Source organism: Pseudomonas auratipiscis (assembly GCF_036324085.1).
GTDB lineage: Bacteria > Pseudomonadota > Gammaproteobacteria > Pseudomonadales > Pseudomonadaceae > Aquipseudomonas > Aquipseudomonas auratipiscis.
This window is the reverse complement of the sequence record NZ_JAZDCU010000003.1, coordinates 83413-99677: the sequence shown is the minus strand read 5'-3', so window position 1 is coordinate 99677 and position 16265 is coordinate 83413. Positions and strand designations below refer to the sequence as shown.

The 16265-nt window shown below is 57.5% G+C and carries 14 protein-coding genes; 11 read left to right on the top strand and 3 right to left on the bottom strand.

Features of this window, described 5'->3' with window-relative positions; genetic code table 11:
* Positions 1-4: 4 nt before the first annotated feature.
* Positions 5-811, top strand: coding sequence for a CpsD/CapB family tyrosine-protein kinase (locus tag V0R60_RS05280; protein WP_136475918.1), 807 nt, complete (start codon positions 5-7; stop codon positions 809-811).
* 28 nt (positions 812-839) lie between these two features.
* Here V0R60_RS05280 and galE read toward each other — a convergent pair whose 3' ends face one another.
* From galE to V0R60_RS05265, 3 genes are all read right to left on the bottom strand, one after another.
* On the bottom strand, positions 840-1802 hold the full coding sequence (gene galE, locus V0R60_RS05275) for a UDP-glucose 4-epimerase GalE (RefSeq protein WP_330079070.1): 963 nt from the start codon (positions 1800-1802) through the stop codon (positions 840-842).
* Positions 1803-1954: 152 nt separating this feature from the next.
* Positions 1955-4555: a glycoside hydrolase 5 family protein gene (locus tag V0R60_RS05270; RefSeq protein WP_330079071.1), complete on the bottom strand. Its 2601-nt coding sequence runs from the start codon at positions 4553-4555 to the stop codon at positions 1955-1957.
* A 5-nt stretch (positions 4556-4560) separates the two neighbouring features.
* Entirely contained in the window at positions 4561-6093 is a 1533-nt protein-coding gene (locus tag V0R60_RS05265) for an O-antigen ligase family protein (protein ID WP_136475921.1), read from the bottom strand.
* A 329-nt stretch (positions 6094-6422) separates the two neighbouring features.
* On the opposite strand from V0R60_RS05265, the gene V0R60_RS05260 reads away from it, so the two are divergent.
* The 10 genes from V0R60_RS05260 to V0R60_RS05215 all read left to right on the top strand — a co-directional run bounded on the left by V0R60_RS05260 (position 6423) and on the right by V0R60_RS05215 (position 16220).
* Entirely contained in the window at positions 6423-6617 is a 195-nt protein-coding gene (locus tag V0R60_RS05260) for a hypothetical protein (protein ID WP_136475922.1), read from the top strand.
* Positions 6614-8080, top strand: a complete 1467-nt coding sequence (locus V0R60_RS05255; RefSeq protein ID WP_330079072.1) for a GMC family oxidoreductase — start codon at positions 6614-6616, stop codon at positions 8078-8080. The genes V0R60_RS05260 and V0R60_RS05255 overlap by 4 nt, the downstream gene beginning before the upstream one ends.
* Before the next feature lie 138 nt (positions 8081-8218).
* Positions 8219-8836 carry an acyltransferase gene (locus tag V0R60_RS05250; RefSeq protein ID WP_136475924.1) on the top strand — a complete coding sequence of 206 codons (618 nt, stop codon included), beginning with the start codon at positions 8219-8221 and terminating at the stop codon, positions 8834-8836.
* Entirely contained in the window at positions 8829-9785 is a 957-nt protein-coding gene (locus V0R60_RS05245) for a glycosyltransferase family 2 protein (RefSeq protein ID WP_330079073.1), read from the top strand. Before V0R60_RS05250 ends, V0R60_RS05245 begins: the two co-directional genes overlap by 8 nt.
* An 8-nt stretch (positions 9786-9793) precedes the next feature.
* On the top strand, positions 9794-10318 hold the full coding sequence (locus V0R60_RS05240; RefSeq protein WP_330079074.1) for a serine O-acetyltransferase: 525 nt from the start codon (positions 9794-9796) through the stop codon (positions 10316-10318).
* A gap of 59 nt (positions 10319-10377) precedes the next feature.
* The gene (locus V0R60_RS05235) at positions 10378-11355 is read left to right on the top strand and encodes a glycosyltransferase (protein ID WP_330079075.1); all 978 of its coding nucleotides are present in this window, start codon (positions 10378-10380) and stop codon (positions 11353-11355) included.
* A 37-nt stretch (positions 11356-11392) separates the two neighbouring features.
* Positions 11393-12595 carry a glycosyltransferase gene (locus V0R60_RS05230; RefSeq protein WP_330079076.1) on the top strand — a complete coding sequence of 401 codons (1203 nt, stop codon included), beginning with the start codon at positions 11393-11395 and terminating at the stop codon, positions 12593-12595.
* Complete coding sequence (locus tag V0R60_RS05225; RefSeq protein WP_375547261.1) at positions 12592-13791, top strand: glycosyltransferase family 2 protein; 1200 nt, start codon at positions 12592-12594, stop codon at positions 13789-13791. The genes V0R60_RS05230 and V0R60_RS05225 overlap by 4 nt, the downstream gene beginning before the upstream one ends.
* On the top strand, positions 13791-14558 hold the full coding sequence (locus V0R60_RS05220) for a WecB/TagA/CpsF family glycosyltransferase (RefSeq protein WP_330079077.1): 768 nt from the start codon (positions 13791-13793) through the stop codon (positions 14556-14558). Before V0R60_RS05225 ends, V0R60_RS05220 begins: the two co-directional genes overlap by 1 nt.
* A gap of 240 nt (positions 14559-14798) precedes the next feature.
* Entirely contained in the window at positions 14799-16220 is a 1422-nt protein-coding gene (locus V0R60_RS05215; protein ID WP_136475930.1) for an undecaprenyl-phosphate glucose phosphotransferase, read from the top strand.
* The last annotated feature ends 45 nt before the right edge of the window (positions 16221-16265 follow it).

Here is a 16265-nt window from a genome sequence, read left to right as displayed (position 1 = left end):
AGCGATGGATAGGATTACGCCAGCTTTTGGAAAAAATATTCTTCAGGTCGCCCCCGGCTCTGGCGAGGCGCCGCAGGCAGCGCCAGTGGCCGAACAGCCTGAAGCCCTCGGTCAGTTCGATTATGTGCAAACCAAGGTGGTGCCGCTGCGCGCAGATCACCTTGAGCGCAATCGTATTGTGGCGTTCAACAAGAACTCGAACATGAGTTCATCGTTTGACTTGCTGCGAACGCAAGTACTGCAGGCCATGGAGGAGAATGGCTGGCGCACCCTTGCCATTACCTCGCCAACGCCGGAGGCGGGTAAGACGGTATTGGCAATCAACCTGGCGATGAGCATTGCCCACCACACCACCAAGACCGCCTTGCTGGTGGACTTCGACCTACGCCGTCCCCGGGTAGGGGCGAGCCTGGGGCTGCCGATGGAGAAGTCGCTCAATGAGCTGCTTGCTCATGAAGCGTGGCTGGAAGAGGTGATGGTCAATCCGACATTGCCACGCTTTGTGGTGCTGCCGACGCGTGAGCCCATTGCGCATTCCACCGAGATGTTGTCATCGCCCAAGGTGAGCAATCTGATCAGCGAACTGCGTGACCGCTACGAGTCACGTATTTGCATTTTCGATCTGCCCCCGCTGTTGAGCTCCGATGATGCGATCACCATTTTGCCCAAGTTCGACTGTGTGCTGCTGGTGGTTGCCAACGGTGACAACAACAAGAAAGAGATCGAGGACTGCATGTACCATCTGGCGACGGCCAATCTGATTGGTGCGGTCCTGAACAAGGCTGACACTCAGGTTCGTTCCTATTACTGAGGCCTGAGCCGCCTTGGCACTGACACTGTCAGTGCCAAGGGTACTTCTGTTCCCAGGTCCAGGCGTGGCTGACGATTTGCTCAAGCGCCGCGTATTGTGGCTGCCAGCCGAGGATCTCCTTGGCTTTGCTGGCGTCGGCCACCAACCGCGGCGGGTCGCCCGCCCGACGTGGTGCATCGCTGACTGTGATCGTGCGGCCGGTTACGGCACGTGCAGTGTCGATGACTTCCTGCACCGAGAAGCCCAGGCCATTGCCAAGGTTGAACGCCGTGCTGGCACCGCCGGCCAACAGGTAATCCACCGCCAGCGAATGTGCTGATACCAAGTCGGCAACGTGAACATAGTCACGAATGCACGTGCCGTCTGGCGTGCTGTAATCCCGACCAAAGACGGTTATCGCCGCTCGCCGCCCGGCAGCTGCCTGGAGGATGAGAGGGATCAGGTGGGTTTCTGGTTCATGGCATTCGCCAATTTGCGCTTCGGGGTCTGCACCCGCGGCGTTGAAGTAGCGTAGGCAGACCGACTTCAATCCATAGGCATGGTCGAAGTCCTCGAGTATCTGCTCCACCATCCATTTGCTGCGACCATAGGGGTTGATGGATGCCTTGGGGTGCGCCTCGTCGATTGGCACGTATTGTGGGTCGCCATAGACGGCGGCAGTCGAGGAAAACACCAGCTTGCTGATGCCGGCTCGGACCATGGCCTGGAGCAGTGTCAGCGTTGCCGCTACGTTGTTCTGGTAATACTTGCCAGGGTCGGTAACCGATTCACCCACCTGGATGAACGAGGCGAAGTGGAAGACCGCCTCAAATTGATACTCGGCAAACAGTGCATCCAGGGCTCGCACATCGGCGATGTCCAGTTCCACCCATTTGATTCCGGGGCCCGCGTGGGCGACGTCAGCTACCACGACTTCATGGCCTGCCAACAGCAGGTGCTTGACCATGTGCGAACCGATATACCCTGCGCCGCCGACAACTAAAAACTTCATCCAAGCCTCCTGGAATCTGTTGTTGCACAGACGCAGAGAGTGGTATCTGCGTATTCACCGCCGGAAACAAACGCGAGGCATGTCCGCTCGCCAACCTGCTTGAAGAGGCGCCCGTGGTGAAAGTCTCCTCAGACTGTAGAAGGCCAAATGGGCTATTTCAAGAACAGCCAGTTAGACATTTCCTTACCGTCGAATTTGATGCTGTAGCGCCCGTTCTCGTAGGTCGCTGGCAGTTCTTTCAGGGGCGCCTGGGCCTGATAGCTGAACAGCTTCAGGCCGGCAGGAGCCTTGATCGATAACGTGCCCTCCAGGGGTTCGACGTAGAACGGTGTGCGCTCGTTGTCCTTGGGCACCGCACGTGTTCCCAGGGATATCATCAGCTGCCGTGACTGGTTGAACGGCCTGGCATCAAGGCTTTGCACCACGACACTGGCGTACAGCGTTTTTACCCTGACCTGAATATCGGCAAGGTCGACGTGGGTGCCACCGAGCCAACCGGTCGCGGCTTGGGTCAGGGGCGTGTCGATGGTGTAGATGCCCTGCTGCCAATTGCGCTTGAGCTCACCGGTGTCGGTAGTCGCCTCAGTGGCGTTGGCGTCGAGCAGCGACTGCTCAGGATCGCTCAGTACCTTGGCGCCGTCGGCAATTATGCTGGGCTTAAGCCATGGCAACGCCGGGGTTTGCGGCATCGCGATCTGTAGTTTGCCTTTCTCCATGGCGGTGCGCAGGGCAACCGCGTTGCTCGGTGTGATCGACTGATTGAACAGGGTGGCTGGGGTCGGGGCGAAGACATACGTCGTTGTTGCCTCGCGGACATCGGCGCGACGATAGAGCAGGGCCGCGGCAGGCAGAGTGGCGAGCATCGCTGGGTCGTTATAAGCGTGCCAGTTGCCGGCCGACACCCACTCGCGCAACAGCCCTTCTTGGCTGTAGGCATATTGCATCATTGCATCCCAGCCCTGATGACTGGCGGTGCCTGCAACATAGAGTGGCAACGAATGACGGTCAGGGGTGGGAAAGGGCTCGGCGTTCCACTCGGTGACGGTCAAGGGCATGCCCGCCACTTGCCCTGCTGCGAGCCAGTTCACCATGTTGTCGCTGGTCAGCGGGCTTTTCTCCAACTGGCCGATGTCGCCGTAGCTGTGCACATCGATTACATCGCCGGCGGTAAGGGCCGGCAAGGAACTCAGGCCATTGCCTCCCCAGGTGCTGGTGGTGGCGATGGGTACTTGTACCCCTAGCGCGCGCAGGTGGTTGATCATATCGACGTTGAATCGGCGCTCCAGGTCATTGAGAAACAGCTTCGACGGACCATGCTCCCAGGCGCGCCAGGTTCGATCGGCTGGCAAGTTGTGGCGCAGGGCAAATGCCTTGGCTTCATCCATGTACAGGCGGCTGTGCTTGGGTACATTTTTGTCCGGTAGCAAGGCATTGCCGTAGTGGTGGGTGATGTCGTTTTCATTGGTGATCAGTACCGCAGCAATTGCCGGGTCGTCTTTATAGGCTAGCCCGGTATAGGGGTTCACATGGTTCATGTAACTTTCGGTAAAGCGCTTCATTGCCTGGGCAATGGTGACGTTGACATAGGCGTAGCCCTTGAGGTCGGCTCTGCCTCGATCTTCGGGCAGCTCGTCGAAGGCATAGATATTGTCGTTGGCGGTAAGGATGCGCTGCACATGCATGTCCAGCCATACATAGATGCCTTCGTCCTTCAGGCACTTGATCCACCAGTCGATCTTGCGCAAGGATTCGGCGCTTAGCTGCTGGGTGTCGCGCACCACGGTGCCATCGCCAAAAATATTCGGGAATACCCACGGCGAATCATGATGGTGAATCCGCACCAGATTGAAACCCAGCTTCGACAGGCGCTTGGCTTGTCGCTTGATCTCATCGTCTGGCGTCTTGAATATCGCGTACGCCGACATATTGGTACCCCAGAAGCGCGCCGGGGTGTTGTCGGCAAACAGCAACTGTTCGCCAGAAGCCTTGACGAAGCCGCGCTTGCCTGCTGGCTTTTCCGCGGCGTTGAGAAACGACAGATCGACCGGTGAGGTTTGCCAGTCGACCTGGTCCTTGGGCCAGGTGCTGGGGGCGGCGAGGCCGAAACGCTCACTGGCGGTTTGCCCCAGCGAAACATCACCAGACACCTTCAGCACTGCTTTTACCTGCAGGCTGCCGGGGGCGATCGTGTCCTTGTAGAAAAACGCCCGTACTTCGGAAGTATCGCCGCGCTCGAAGTACACCTTGGCCAGCGCTGGTTCGAAACGCATCTCGATATAGGGGCCTTGTCCGTCCTTGCCCCAGGACCAGCCGCGATTATCTCCAAGCAGCACCGGGTCGCCCATTTCCCCGGCGATCAGGGTCGGGTCAAAGAGAAACATCATGCCGCCGCCCTCGACGTTCCTCTGCTTGCTGTGTGCTTGCAGATCGAAGGTCCAGGTCAAGGTCTGCGCGGATGGTTTCTGGATTGCGGCCGTCAGGTCGAAGTCCAGGGCTTTGTTGTTGGCGGTGAGGCTGTAGCGATAGGGCCCGTCTACCTTGAACGAGCCGCTAAGCCCGGTCCACGACCAGTCTGGCCCCCAGAAATTGAATTTGGACTTCATTGCCGGGCCGCCGCCCCGGGTGAGGGTTGGCAAGCCATTCTGTTCGTCTACGGTGACGGTCCAGGCCGCAGCGTGGCTGGCCAGCGGCAGTATTGCCAGGCCAATGAGTACCGCAGCCCGAATGACGGGGCGCAAGGAAAATGAGGTCATCGACATTACCTGGGTTGAAGGCGAACACTGGCACCGGCAATGCCTGCGGTCTGGGTATGTTGGAGCCTGCGCACCATCTGCACGTATGCCACGCCCAGGCCTGCGACGGTCCAGTAGACCACGGGTATCAAGGTGATACTGCTGACGGTAAAAATGATCACCAGGATCCCTGTCAGCGTCGCAAACAGCGCTCGCCCGAGCCGTCGTTGCTCACTGTCGCGGTCGGGAAACAGGCGCATGGCCTTGCGTAGACTCAACAGCACCGCGGCGAAAAACGCCACGAAAAGTCCCAGGCCAACCAGGCCGGTCCGCAGCGCTAGTCCCAGGTAGGTGTTGACGACGTCGATGATGCCGTCGCCCTGGATCATTTCCTGCATTTCAGGCGTGTTGCGAAAGTCGTAGGTGCCGAACAGCGGATTGCGCTGGATGACGATCCACGAGTTGTCGATCAAGCGCTCCCTGTAGGTGATGTTCTCTTTCTCCAGGTTGCCAATGAAGGGCAGCATGTCGACGATCTTTTCCCCTCCCGGCATCACGCTCAGCAGTGGCAGGGCCAGTACACCTGCCAGCGCTAGCAACGTCAGGCGCCTGACTGCGCCCCGGCCGGTGGCGATGAATACGCCGATGATAATTGCCGCGCCGATCCAAGGGCCGCGTGATAGTGGCGCAAACAACCCGGCAGCCAGGAGCAGGGCGCCGAGGCACCGCTGCAGCTTACTCGCGACATAGCGCTGCACGAAGAGGAACAAGCCGATCCCGACGCTGATGACGTAACCCAGCACGATTGCTTGTCCCGTGGTGGCGCTGGCGCGCAACGAACCACCTCGGCTCAAGTAGCTGGACATTTCCCATTGCGTGCCCAGGGCATCGAGCAACGCGTTGTACAGCAGCCAATGACGGGCCGTTTCAGCGACGCCGATCAGTGCCAGCAAGAAAGCTGCGAGCACGAAGGCCAGCATGGCGTCCTTGAAGTCGCTCAGGTCTTTGAGCGCGCGGCTGGCGACGTAATAGGGCAGGAACATATCGATGTACAGGTAAAACGCCTGGCGCAAGGCGTCGGTAAACGTGGTTTCGCGCAGGTTCAGTGCAGTGATCAGCACGAGGCTGGCGGCCAGGAATCGATCGGGCCAGGTGCGACCGAAGGAAAGCGTATCGCTCTGTTTGCTCAAGGCCAGGGCGACCGGCAGCAGTAGGCACAGTGACAGCAGGCGCGCGTGGTTCAAGTCGAACAGGTAGTTGACCGCGCCAAATGCGGGAACTCTAACCGCCGCCTGGGGCATTAAAAACAGCAGCAGGAAGAACAATGCCATGGGATTGCGTTCGCGACGTCGGGCCAGTGTCAGGACAATCGCCGCCACGCCGGCATACACCCAAAAACTATGGGAAAAAAACGCCAACAGGGTCAGGGCGAACCATAAATTACGGCGCCGCTTGAAGTCGGCAACAGGAATCAGGTCTGACGCTGGCCGGCGCGCGAGGGTAAAGACAACGACTGCCAGAAACAGAATGACGATCAGCGCGCGAAAATGTTCAGGCATTGGCTATGGCACCTATCCCTTGGTGGACGACGGCTAGCATCATGGCTAAATGAAACTATAGTGACTTCTAGCGATTCAGTCAGAGATTGATGTCATGCCGTCGATTGATTTGTCTGCACCCCTGAGCTTTATTTATTGCACGGCGTGGGTCCAGATCTGGAACGGGCTGGAAATGACCGCCGCGTCGGCAATCATCTGCGCATACCAATCGACAAAGATAGATGCCGCGGCACCGACTTTCCAATGATGAGCCGGTGTCAGCCGTCGGCAGTTGTATTGAGCTCGAATAAAAAAATGCTGAAAACTTCAATGGCATAGGTCTTTGAATCATGGGGAAGCTTCAGTTTTGTACGCCGTTGTGGGGTCGCCGGGGCTTTCTGGGCAATTGTGTGCTGCTGGGGGTTGGTGCAGCGGTGTTCGGCGTGCCAACCCAGGCGGCGCGCAAACCTGTTGAAAAAGGCGGGTTCGTGCTGGTCAATGGCTGGGTGTTGCCTTCGCAACTCTTCAGGGACGAGCAAGCATGATCAAGGACTATGAGACGCAAAAGACCCTGCGCGAGGCCTATGATTTTTGCATCGTTGGCGCTGGCCCTGCCGGTATCACCCTGGCGTTGCAACTGGCGGGCGCCGGTTGGAGCGTGGTGCTTATCGAGGGTGGCGGACACGAGTTTTCAACGCGCTCGCAGGACTTCTACCAGTGCACTTCGACCGGGCTTGAGCTGTACCCCGACGGAACGCGATTGCGCTATTTAGGTGGCACCTCCAACCACTGGGCAGGGCGATGCCGTCCTTTCGAACCTTCCGATTTTGTTGTCCCACCGGCGGGTGGGTTGCCGGGCTGGCCGATCCCCTTTGCGCAGATCGACCGCTACCTGCCCGCGGCCATGAGCATCGTCGACCTTCCCCCAGGGGCACAGTTTCGGGCCGAAAATATGGGCTTGAAAGGCGGCGAGTTCGACGCTGATCGCTTCCTGCTCAGCCCACCGACGCGCTTTGCGCAAAAATATGCGCAGGCGCTCAATGAAACCGAAGGGCTGGATGTCTTCATCAACTGCAACTGCGTAGACCTGGAGTTCGACCAGGACTCGGGGCGCCTGGCAGCGGTGCTGGTGTCTGATTACGAACTCAAGCGTGAACGCCTGGCGGCGAGCAACTTTGTCCTGGCAATGGGCGCCATCGAAAACGCCCGACAGTTGCTCAACAGCGAGTCACTGTCGGCTGCGAGTGTGGTGAAGAAAGGAGGGCTGGTGGGCCGGTGCTTCATGGAACACCTGAACATCGACATGGGCACCTTCATCCTGAAAGAGGGACAAGGCACCGAGCCTCGTGAGTACTACACCACCGATGCTTTCATTGCTGAATATCATTCTGGCAAGGGCAATGTCTCCACGACGGTTCTGTCGGAAGTCAGAACCTACGGTCGAACCGCCGAAGTGAAAAGCTTTCTCGAAACGCTCGCCTGTGAAATGGGGGTTGCCAGCAAAATTGAATTCATTGCCAAGTTCAGTTGCCCTGGGGACGGCGTGATCACCACGATGATCGAACAGTTTCCCAATGCCCAGAGCCGTATCTCGCTGCTCGACGAAAGAGACCGATTGGGCGTGGCCAAGGTCAATGTCAATTGGGTGCTGAGCGACGATGACCGACGCACCATCAAGTGTATTGGCGGTGAAATGGCCAAGAAGTTTGCCGAGGTAGGGCTCGGTTTCGTCAAGCTCAACAGCTATGTATACGACACCGCCGAGGCTCTGAAATTGTCACCGCATGCCCACCATATGGGCACCACGCGAATGGCAGCGACGCCGGAATTTGGTGTGGTCGATGAAAACTGCAAGGTCTTTGGCACCGACAATCTGTACGTCGCAGGAAGCAGCATTTTTGCAACCGGTGGCGCTTCCAACCCGACCATGCCGCTGCTGCAATTTGCGCTCAGGCTGGCGGATCACCTGAATGACAAAATGAGGTTGGCGGGCAGTGGGGTTTCTTGAACGAGGGCAAATCAGCTAGGGCTGAAGGCAACAAAGCAGTAGCAAGTAGGTGAGCGCAGTTCGGTCAGTACCAACAAGAACGAGACCGAATTCGTCTCAGGGACGGTCCAAAATCGCTTCATTTGCGAGGGTCGCAGAATGTTCAGATGGGTAAGGAAGGCTTTGACGCATTATGTCATTTCAACCGGGCGAGGAGGCTCAACGTACAAAAAGTTCTGCAAACCGAATGGGCGAGAATGGGGAGAGTTCCTGACGCGATGGGGGAAATTTCACTCAGTCGGCACCAACGTACATATCAATTGTGGCTGCAACGTGACCGACCCGACGCTTGTGCGAATTGGCAGTAACGTCGGCCTCTCGGACTGCACCCTGATCGGCCACGACGGTGTCGTTGCACTGATTGAGGTCTGCTACGGCAAGCAACTCGATTCGGTCGGCTATATTGATATTCATGACAACTGCTTTATCGGGCACGGTGCGATTGTCATGCCACGGGTGACCATCGGGCCTGATTCAATCGTTGCAGCAGGCGCCGTGGTTACCAAGGATGTGCCACCGGGCACGGTCGTTGGCGGCAACCCGGCAAAGGTCATCTGCTCGACCGAGGAACTGATCAGGCGGGTCGAAGAACGCTGCGCTGCCTATCCGTGGATCGATCTGGTGAAGCAACGCCAAGGTGCCTACGACCCAGCGCTTGAACCGACACTGGCGGCTCAGCGCAGGCAGTACTTTTTCGGGGAAGGTAGTAATGGATAAAAAGCCCGTCGATGTGCTGGTGGTCAACTTCAATACCGCGGGGTTGCTGCAGCCCATGTTTGACGCGCTGCGCCAGGCTGATAGCGAACAACTGGCGAGTTATCTGGTAGTGGACAACGCCTCGGTCGACAACTCGCTTGAGTGCCTGGCCAGGGTATGCCCAGAGGCATTGGTGCTCAGCAATGAGAAAAATGTCGGTTTCGGGCGTGCCAACAACCAACTGCTCGAGCATCTGCAGGGCAAATATGCCTTGCTGCTCAACACCGATGCTTTCGTTGCATCCGACACACTGCGCAAAACCGTCGAGTACATGGACGCCCACCCAGAGTGTGGCGTTCTTGGCGTGCGCCTGGAGGGGCGCGAGGGCGACCTGCAGCCCAGTTGTCGCTACTTTCCGACGCCGTTGAACATCTTCGTCTCGCGGACCGGCCTCGGTCGCTTTTTCCCGGGACTGAAGATGGTCGATGAGATGAGCTGGGAGCATGATGCGGTCCGTGAATGCGACTGGCTGCCTGGCTGCTTTTACCTGGTTCGTCGAGAAGTGCTTGAGCAGGTGGGCTTGTTCGATCCTCGCTACTTTCTGTACTTCGAGGAAGTCGACCACTGCAAGCGAGTCAAGGAAGCGGGTTGGAAGGTGGTGTTCTACCCGCATACCACAGTCGTGCACATTGGCGGTGAAAGCTCAAAATCGGTTGCGGAACTTGAGGCTGCCAGTCGCCAGTTGTCGACCTATCAGATCGAAAGCGAGCTTCTGTATTTTCGCAAGCATCACGGCGTGCTCGGACTGGTCTTGCACATGTTCCTGGTAATCCTGGGCGATCTGCTCCTGGCGCTCAAGGCGTTGTTGAAAGGACGTGGTTGGGCGGCCATCAAGTCGTGCTGGCGGCATACTCGTGCCACCTGGTCGCTGCTGTTCGATACCCGGTTCGCGAGCCAACCCACACGGTAGGTGAAGTCATGTTTGAAAATATACGTGCGGACTTGCGTGCACATGGAGGTGACTGGGGGGCTCAGGGATTCTGGGTGCTGTTGGTGTACCGATTTGGACGCTGGCGCTACAGCCTGCGGCCGGCGTTGCTGAGAAAGCTCTGTTCCTTTGTTTACAAGGTGCTGTTCAAACTGGTGCAGATCCTCACCGGGGTAGAGTTGCCGTGCGAAGCGGTCATCGGGCGCAATTTTGTCATCGACCATTTTGGCGGAATCATCATCAGCGGCTATGCCCAATTTGGCGATGACTGCCGGATTCGAAACGGTGTGGTGGTCGGTTTGAAAAATGTAAACGAGCCGACGGCGCCGGTATTTGGAAACAACGTGGATATCGGTGCGGGTGCCAAGGTGCTGGGCAATATACGTATTGGCAACAATGTGGTGATCGGCTCGAACGCGGTAGTGTTGATCGATGTGCCGGATAACTCCCTGGCTGTCGGAGTGCCGGCCACTATAAAAAGTAAAAAGTTCGCAGAAAACATGGAGTACACATGATTCAACCGATGTGTGGCACGCTAAATCGGTTGTTTTGTTGAAGTCCTTAGGTGGGGCGCATGGTGACAGGTATCGGTGTTGTGGTTATCGGTCGCAACGAAGGCCAGCGGCTTGAGCATTGTCTGGCGTCGTTGCGGGGAGGGGCGGACAAAATTGTTTATGTTGACTCCGGTTCGACTGATGGCTCAGTGCAAATGGCGTTGGCGCGTGGGGTGCAGGTGCTGGCGCTGGACCTGAGCGTTCCTTTCACTGCCGCACGCGCTCGCAACGAAGGATTTTCCTGTTTGCAACGGCTGTTGCCAGCGATGCGCCATGTGCAATTTGTCGATGGCGATTGCGAGGTCGATGCCGGCTGGCTGGCCAAGGCCCAGGCATTTCTCGATGCTCACCCCGAGGTAGCGGTGGTGTGTGGACGTCGTCGCGAGCGCTTTCCGCAACGCTCGGTGTATAACTTGCTGTGCGATCTGGAATGGGACACGCCCACCGGCCAGGCCAAGGCTTGCGGCGGTGACGCGCTGATGCGCGCCGATGCCTTCACCGCGGTAGGTGGGTATCGCGGGGACCTGATCGCCGGGGAAGAACCGGAGTTGTGCGTACGCCTGCGCGCAAACGACTGGAAAATCTGGCGGCTGGCCGATGAGATGACGCTGCACGATGCCGCTATGACCCGCTTCAGCCAATGGTGGCGGCGTAGCATGCGCACCGGCTATGCCTTTGCCGAGGGCACGTTCCTGCATGGGGCGGCGCCAGAACTGCATTGGCAGCGCGAATCACGTCGCGCCTGGATCTGGGGCCTTGGTGTACCGCTGGGCATTGTCTTGGCGAGTGTCCTGCTCGGCGGCTGGGGGCTCCTTCTAGGGTTGATCTACCCACTGCAGGCGGTGCGGTTGGCACGCCGTGGTAGTCGATCTGCACGGGAAAACTGGCTGCAGGCGGTGTTCCTGGTGCTTGGAAAGTTTCCCGAGATGCTCGGCCAGCTCAAGTTTCTGTTGAACCGATACGGTAGCGGCAAGGCGGCATTGATTGAGTACAAGTGAGTTCTGTCCCTAACGCGAGCATTTATTCGGGTACCTAATGCGCATTGCATATTTCATCAATCAGTATCCCAAGGTCAGTCACAGCTTCATTCGACGCGAAATCCTGGCGTTGGAACGCCTGGGGGTCGAGGTTCAACGCATTGCCTTGCGTGGTTGGGACGCTGACCTGCAGGATGCAGAAGATATCAATGAGCGAGATAGAACCCGTTACGTCCTCCAAGAAGGGGTCAAAGGGCTGCTAAAGCCGGTAATGCAGGTGCTGCGCAGTCGACCGCAACGATTTTTTTCGACCTTGTGGCTGGCCCTGCGCATGGGCCTGCGAGCCGATCGCGCCTGGCCTTATCATCTGGTCTACCTGGCCGAGGCGTGTCGCCTGCTGCAATGGTTGCAGGCTGATGGCGCGAAACACGTGCATGCGCATTTCGGCACCAACTCCACCGAGGTGGTCATGTTGGCAAACGCACTAGGCGGGCCTGCCTACAGTTTTACCGTGCATGGGCCGGAGGAATTCGACAAACCACAGTTCCTCCATCTGGGCGAAAAGGTTCGACGCGCAGCATTTGTAGCCGCCGTCAGCTCATTTGGGCGTAGCCAGCTGTTTCGCTGGGTAGCGCACGGGCACTGGGGGAAAGTGAAGGTGGTGCACTGCGGTCTTGAGCCCGCGTTTCACCAGATTGCTGCGGTGGCAGCGCCTTCGGTACCGCGTCTGGTGTGCGTAGGCCGCTTGTGCGAGCAGAAGGGCCAGCTTTTTCTACTTGAGGCTGCGCGGGTACTGGCCGCGCAGTCGTTGACATTCGAGATCGTTCTGGCTGGCGATGGGGAAATGCGCGAACAGATCGAAGCGCTGATCGCTGAACATGGTTTGCAGGCGCAGGTGCGCATAACGGGCTGGATCAGTAGCGCTCAGGTCCGCGAAGAAATCCTTGCCGCCCGTGCCTTGGTGTTGCCCAGCTTCGCCGAGGGCTTGCCGGTGGTGATCATGGAGGCCATGGCGTTACGCCGGCCAGTGCTCACGACCTTTGTCGCCGGGATTCCCGAACTGGTTCGCCAGGGCGAGAATGGCTGGCTGTTTCCTGCGGGCGCTGTAGACGAATTGGCTGCTGCGATGGCGGACTGCATTGCGCAACCTGTCGAGGTTTTGCAACGAATGGGTGACGCGGCTTATCAGCGCGTGCTGCAGCGGCATGATATCGATACCGAAGCGGCAAAGTTGCTCAGTTACTTCAAGGCTTATGCATGATTACGTTATTGACTGGGTTAGTCGGCTGGTTCCTGGGGGCATTGGCGGTTCTTGCCTTGTTACCGGTGCTGGTGCTGTTCGCGCAGGTTCTGCTCGCCTGTCTGCCTGGGCGGCCTGCGGTGCAATTGAGCAGTTCACGGCCGCGTGTAGCGGTGCTGGTGCCTGCGCACAACGAGTCGCCAATCATACTCAAGGCACTTGAAAGTATTCACGGTCAGTTGCAGGAAGGCGATCAGTTGCTGGTGGTTGCCGACAATTGCACGGATGACACCGCCGCGCTGGCCCGTTCGGCGGGAGCGCAGGTGGTGGAGCGTCAGGACGCACTGCGTCGGGGCAAGGGGTATGCCTTGGATTTTGGCGTGCGCCATCTGGCCGATACGCCGCCGCAGGTGGTGATCATTGTCGATGCCGATTGTCAGGTCGGCGAAGGGGCCATCGATCTTCTGGCCCGCAGCTGCGCCGGCACCGGCCGGCCCGCTCAGGCGTTGTATCTGACCCGTGCTCCGGCAGGCGCCGGACTTAAGGTGCAGGTTGCCGAGTTCGCCTGGCGGGTAAAGAACCTGGTACGGCCGCGAGGCTCTGCGCGTGTCGGCTTGCCCTGCCAACTGATGGGCGCGGGAATGGCGATTGCCTGGGAGGATCTGGCATTGATCGACTTGGCCAACGGTCACCTGGTAGAGGACATAAAAATGGGCGTGGATTTTTGCCAAAATGGCAAGCCGCCGGTGTTCTGTCCTGCCGCGCAGGTAACCAGTTACTTTCCAAGCAGTGATGAAGGCCTGACCTCCCAACGTACCCGATGGGAACATGGCCATCTGGGTATGCTCCTGGGCGATGCGCCAAGATTGGTCCTGCAGTCCATTGCCCGACGCAATTGGAACCTGCTGGCCATGACCATCGACCTGATGGTGCCGCCACTGGCGTTGTTGGTGCTGACGTTGGTGGCGATCTTCAGCGTCTCGTGGGTGGCATTCGCGCTTTTCGATGTACTGGCTCCGGCGCTGATCGCGTCGGGCGCGATGGTCATGTTGGGTGCTGCGGTTCTATTGGCCTGGAGCCAGTTTTCTCGCGAAGTCATCGCCTTTTCAGTGCTGTTGTATGCGCCGTTCTATGCGGCAAGGAAAATACCGTTGTACCTGGGCTTTCTGATCAAGCGCCAAGTTGAATGGGTGCGCTCAAAGCGAGATGACAGCTAATGACCGAGACCGCGCAGACAAGCTGGAAGAGGATTATCGGTAAACTTCGAGTGGTCAGTGACCCTGGGGACAAGCAAGGTTTGCTTCAGGCCTTGGCCGATCCCGAGGTGCCGACAGTGCTTGGCTTCGTCAATGCCCATGCCATGAACCTGGTAGCAGATCATACCGATTACACCAACGTTCTTTCGGCCGCGGATGTGTTATTACGCGATGGTATCGGTATGGCGATTCTGTTCAGGCGCCTAGGCCTGGACCCTGGCCTGAACATGAACGGCACCGACTTCATTCCAGAATTACTCACCGCGTTCAAAGGCCGACGTGTCGCGTTCTGGGGCACGGAAGAACCATTTTTGAACCAGGCAGTGCAGCGCAGCGAAAGTCAATTCGGCGTGGAGGTTGTATCGGTTCATCATGGCTTTGCCGAGGTGGACACCTACATCTATCTGGCGCGGCACCTGCAGCCGGAATTGATTGTGTTGGGCATGGGCATGCCCCGGCAGGAAGTCGTTGCGGCGCGGTTGACGGCGGTAGGTGTGCCTTGCCTGATCGTGTGTGGAGGCGCGATTCTGGATTTTCTTGGCGGCAAGGTCACCCGGGCACCGCTTTGGCTACGTAAAGTGGGTGGCGAGTGGATATTCCGCTTGTTACGCGAGCCCAAGCGCTTGTTCATGCGCTATGTGGTCGGCAACCCTCTGTTCCTGCTGCGTATGCTTTTTTGCACCAAAGCGGCGATGAAGGATGATCGACGAACGCCCAGGCTTTTCTAGAGCGGCTGGTTATCGACGATGGTGGCAATGGTTGAAAACCCGTGGCAAGGCAGAATCAGCCCACCAGATCAGCAATGTGCTGCTACAGTGATATCAAGCGCTCCCTTATGGCCGAGAAAGATTTGGCGGCGAAATAGCAGCTTCATATTTATTAATTTCCCTTATAAAACCGTACTTGGTTTTTAGTATTTCTTTGGTTGTTGAAAAGCGTTAGGCATCTCACGTCAATGAGGTTTGATAATGGTTTTCGAGCCCAGAAGTAGCCGCTCATTGCTCCAGCGAAGAAGCAGTGTCAGTAACGCCATTCAAGCAGGCCTCGACGGCGTGGCTGTGACCGGAGTGGCCTGGTACCTGATCTACGACCAGATCGGATATATAACCTCTGATTACGTCATCATGCTGCTGTTGTTGATTGGCGCATTGGCCGTCATCTATGACCATTACGCCATTTACCGCAGCAATGTCGGGCTTTCCATCAAAGCGTTCAGGCTGTTCAAGGCGTGGTCGGCAACCTTTTGCTTTCTTGTGGTCATGGCCTTCCTCACCAAGCAAAGTGAGAAGTATTCACGCATGCTGGTGGGTGAGTTATTTGTCATTGGTTATTTCGTACAATTGTTTTTACACTTTGTTGTACGTGAGGTGCAAAAGAAATTTCTCGAACACTCCTACCGGTTGGAAAATGCGCTAATTATTGGCGCTGGTGATTTGGCGAACTTTCTGTACTTGAAAATAAGTAATAATCCCTGGTTCGGTGAGCGCGTTGTCGGCTGTGTACTGGTGGGGGAGGGCGACGACAATGCAAAGATGAGTGCGGAGGGAAAGCAGCGATTATCGGTATTGGGACATATCGATGATCTTGATGACATTGTCGTCCAGCATGCAATTAGAACGGTGTACCTGGTAACGCCTTTAAGTGGCTCGGAGGTTATCAATGACGTCTATCTGAAACTGCTCGACAAATGCATCGCAGTCAATTGGGTGCCCGATATCTTTTCACTGCGCTTGATCAATCATAGCGTGCGTGAAATTTCCGGAATACCGGTGCTGACGTTGTCCGAGACACCGCTGACGGGCACCAGCCTGTTTTTGAAAAACCTCGAAGACAAAGTACTGGCGGCACTCATCCTTCTGATGGCATCGCCTGTACTGTTGGCCATTGCCGCGTGTATCAAACTCGATAGCCCGGGGCCGGTGTTCTTTCGTCAGGAACGCATGGGCTGGACAGGGGAATCCTTCCGTATCTGGAAGTTCAGAAGCATGTTTGTTCATCAGGAAAATGGAGAGGTCAAACAGGCGCAGAAGAATGATTCTCGACTGACCAGGGTTGGGGCGTTTATTCGCCGCACAAGCCTTGACGAGTTGCCCCAGCTGTTCAACGTATTGATGGGTGAAATGTCATTGGTAGGGCCGCGCCCCCACGCGCTGCAGCACGACACCCAGTACTCCCAGGACATCGTTGACTACTTTGCCCGGCACAACATCAAGCCGGGCATGACCGGGCTCGCCCAGGTACGTGGGTTCAGAGGCGAAACCAAGGAAATCGAGCAGATGATCCAGCGGGTCGACTCGGATATCGAGTACATCAACAACTGGTCGTTGTGGTTGGATTTCGTGATTCTGGTACGGACCCTGAACGCCTTTACCGGCAAGCAGGCTTACTAGTGCGTCGATGATTCCTACCGGCCCTCTGCGCGTCCAGGCGTAGGG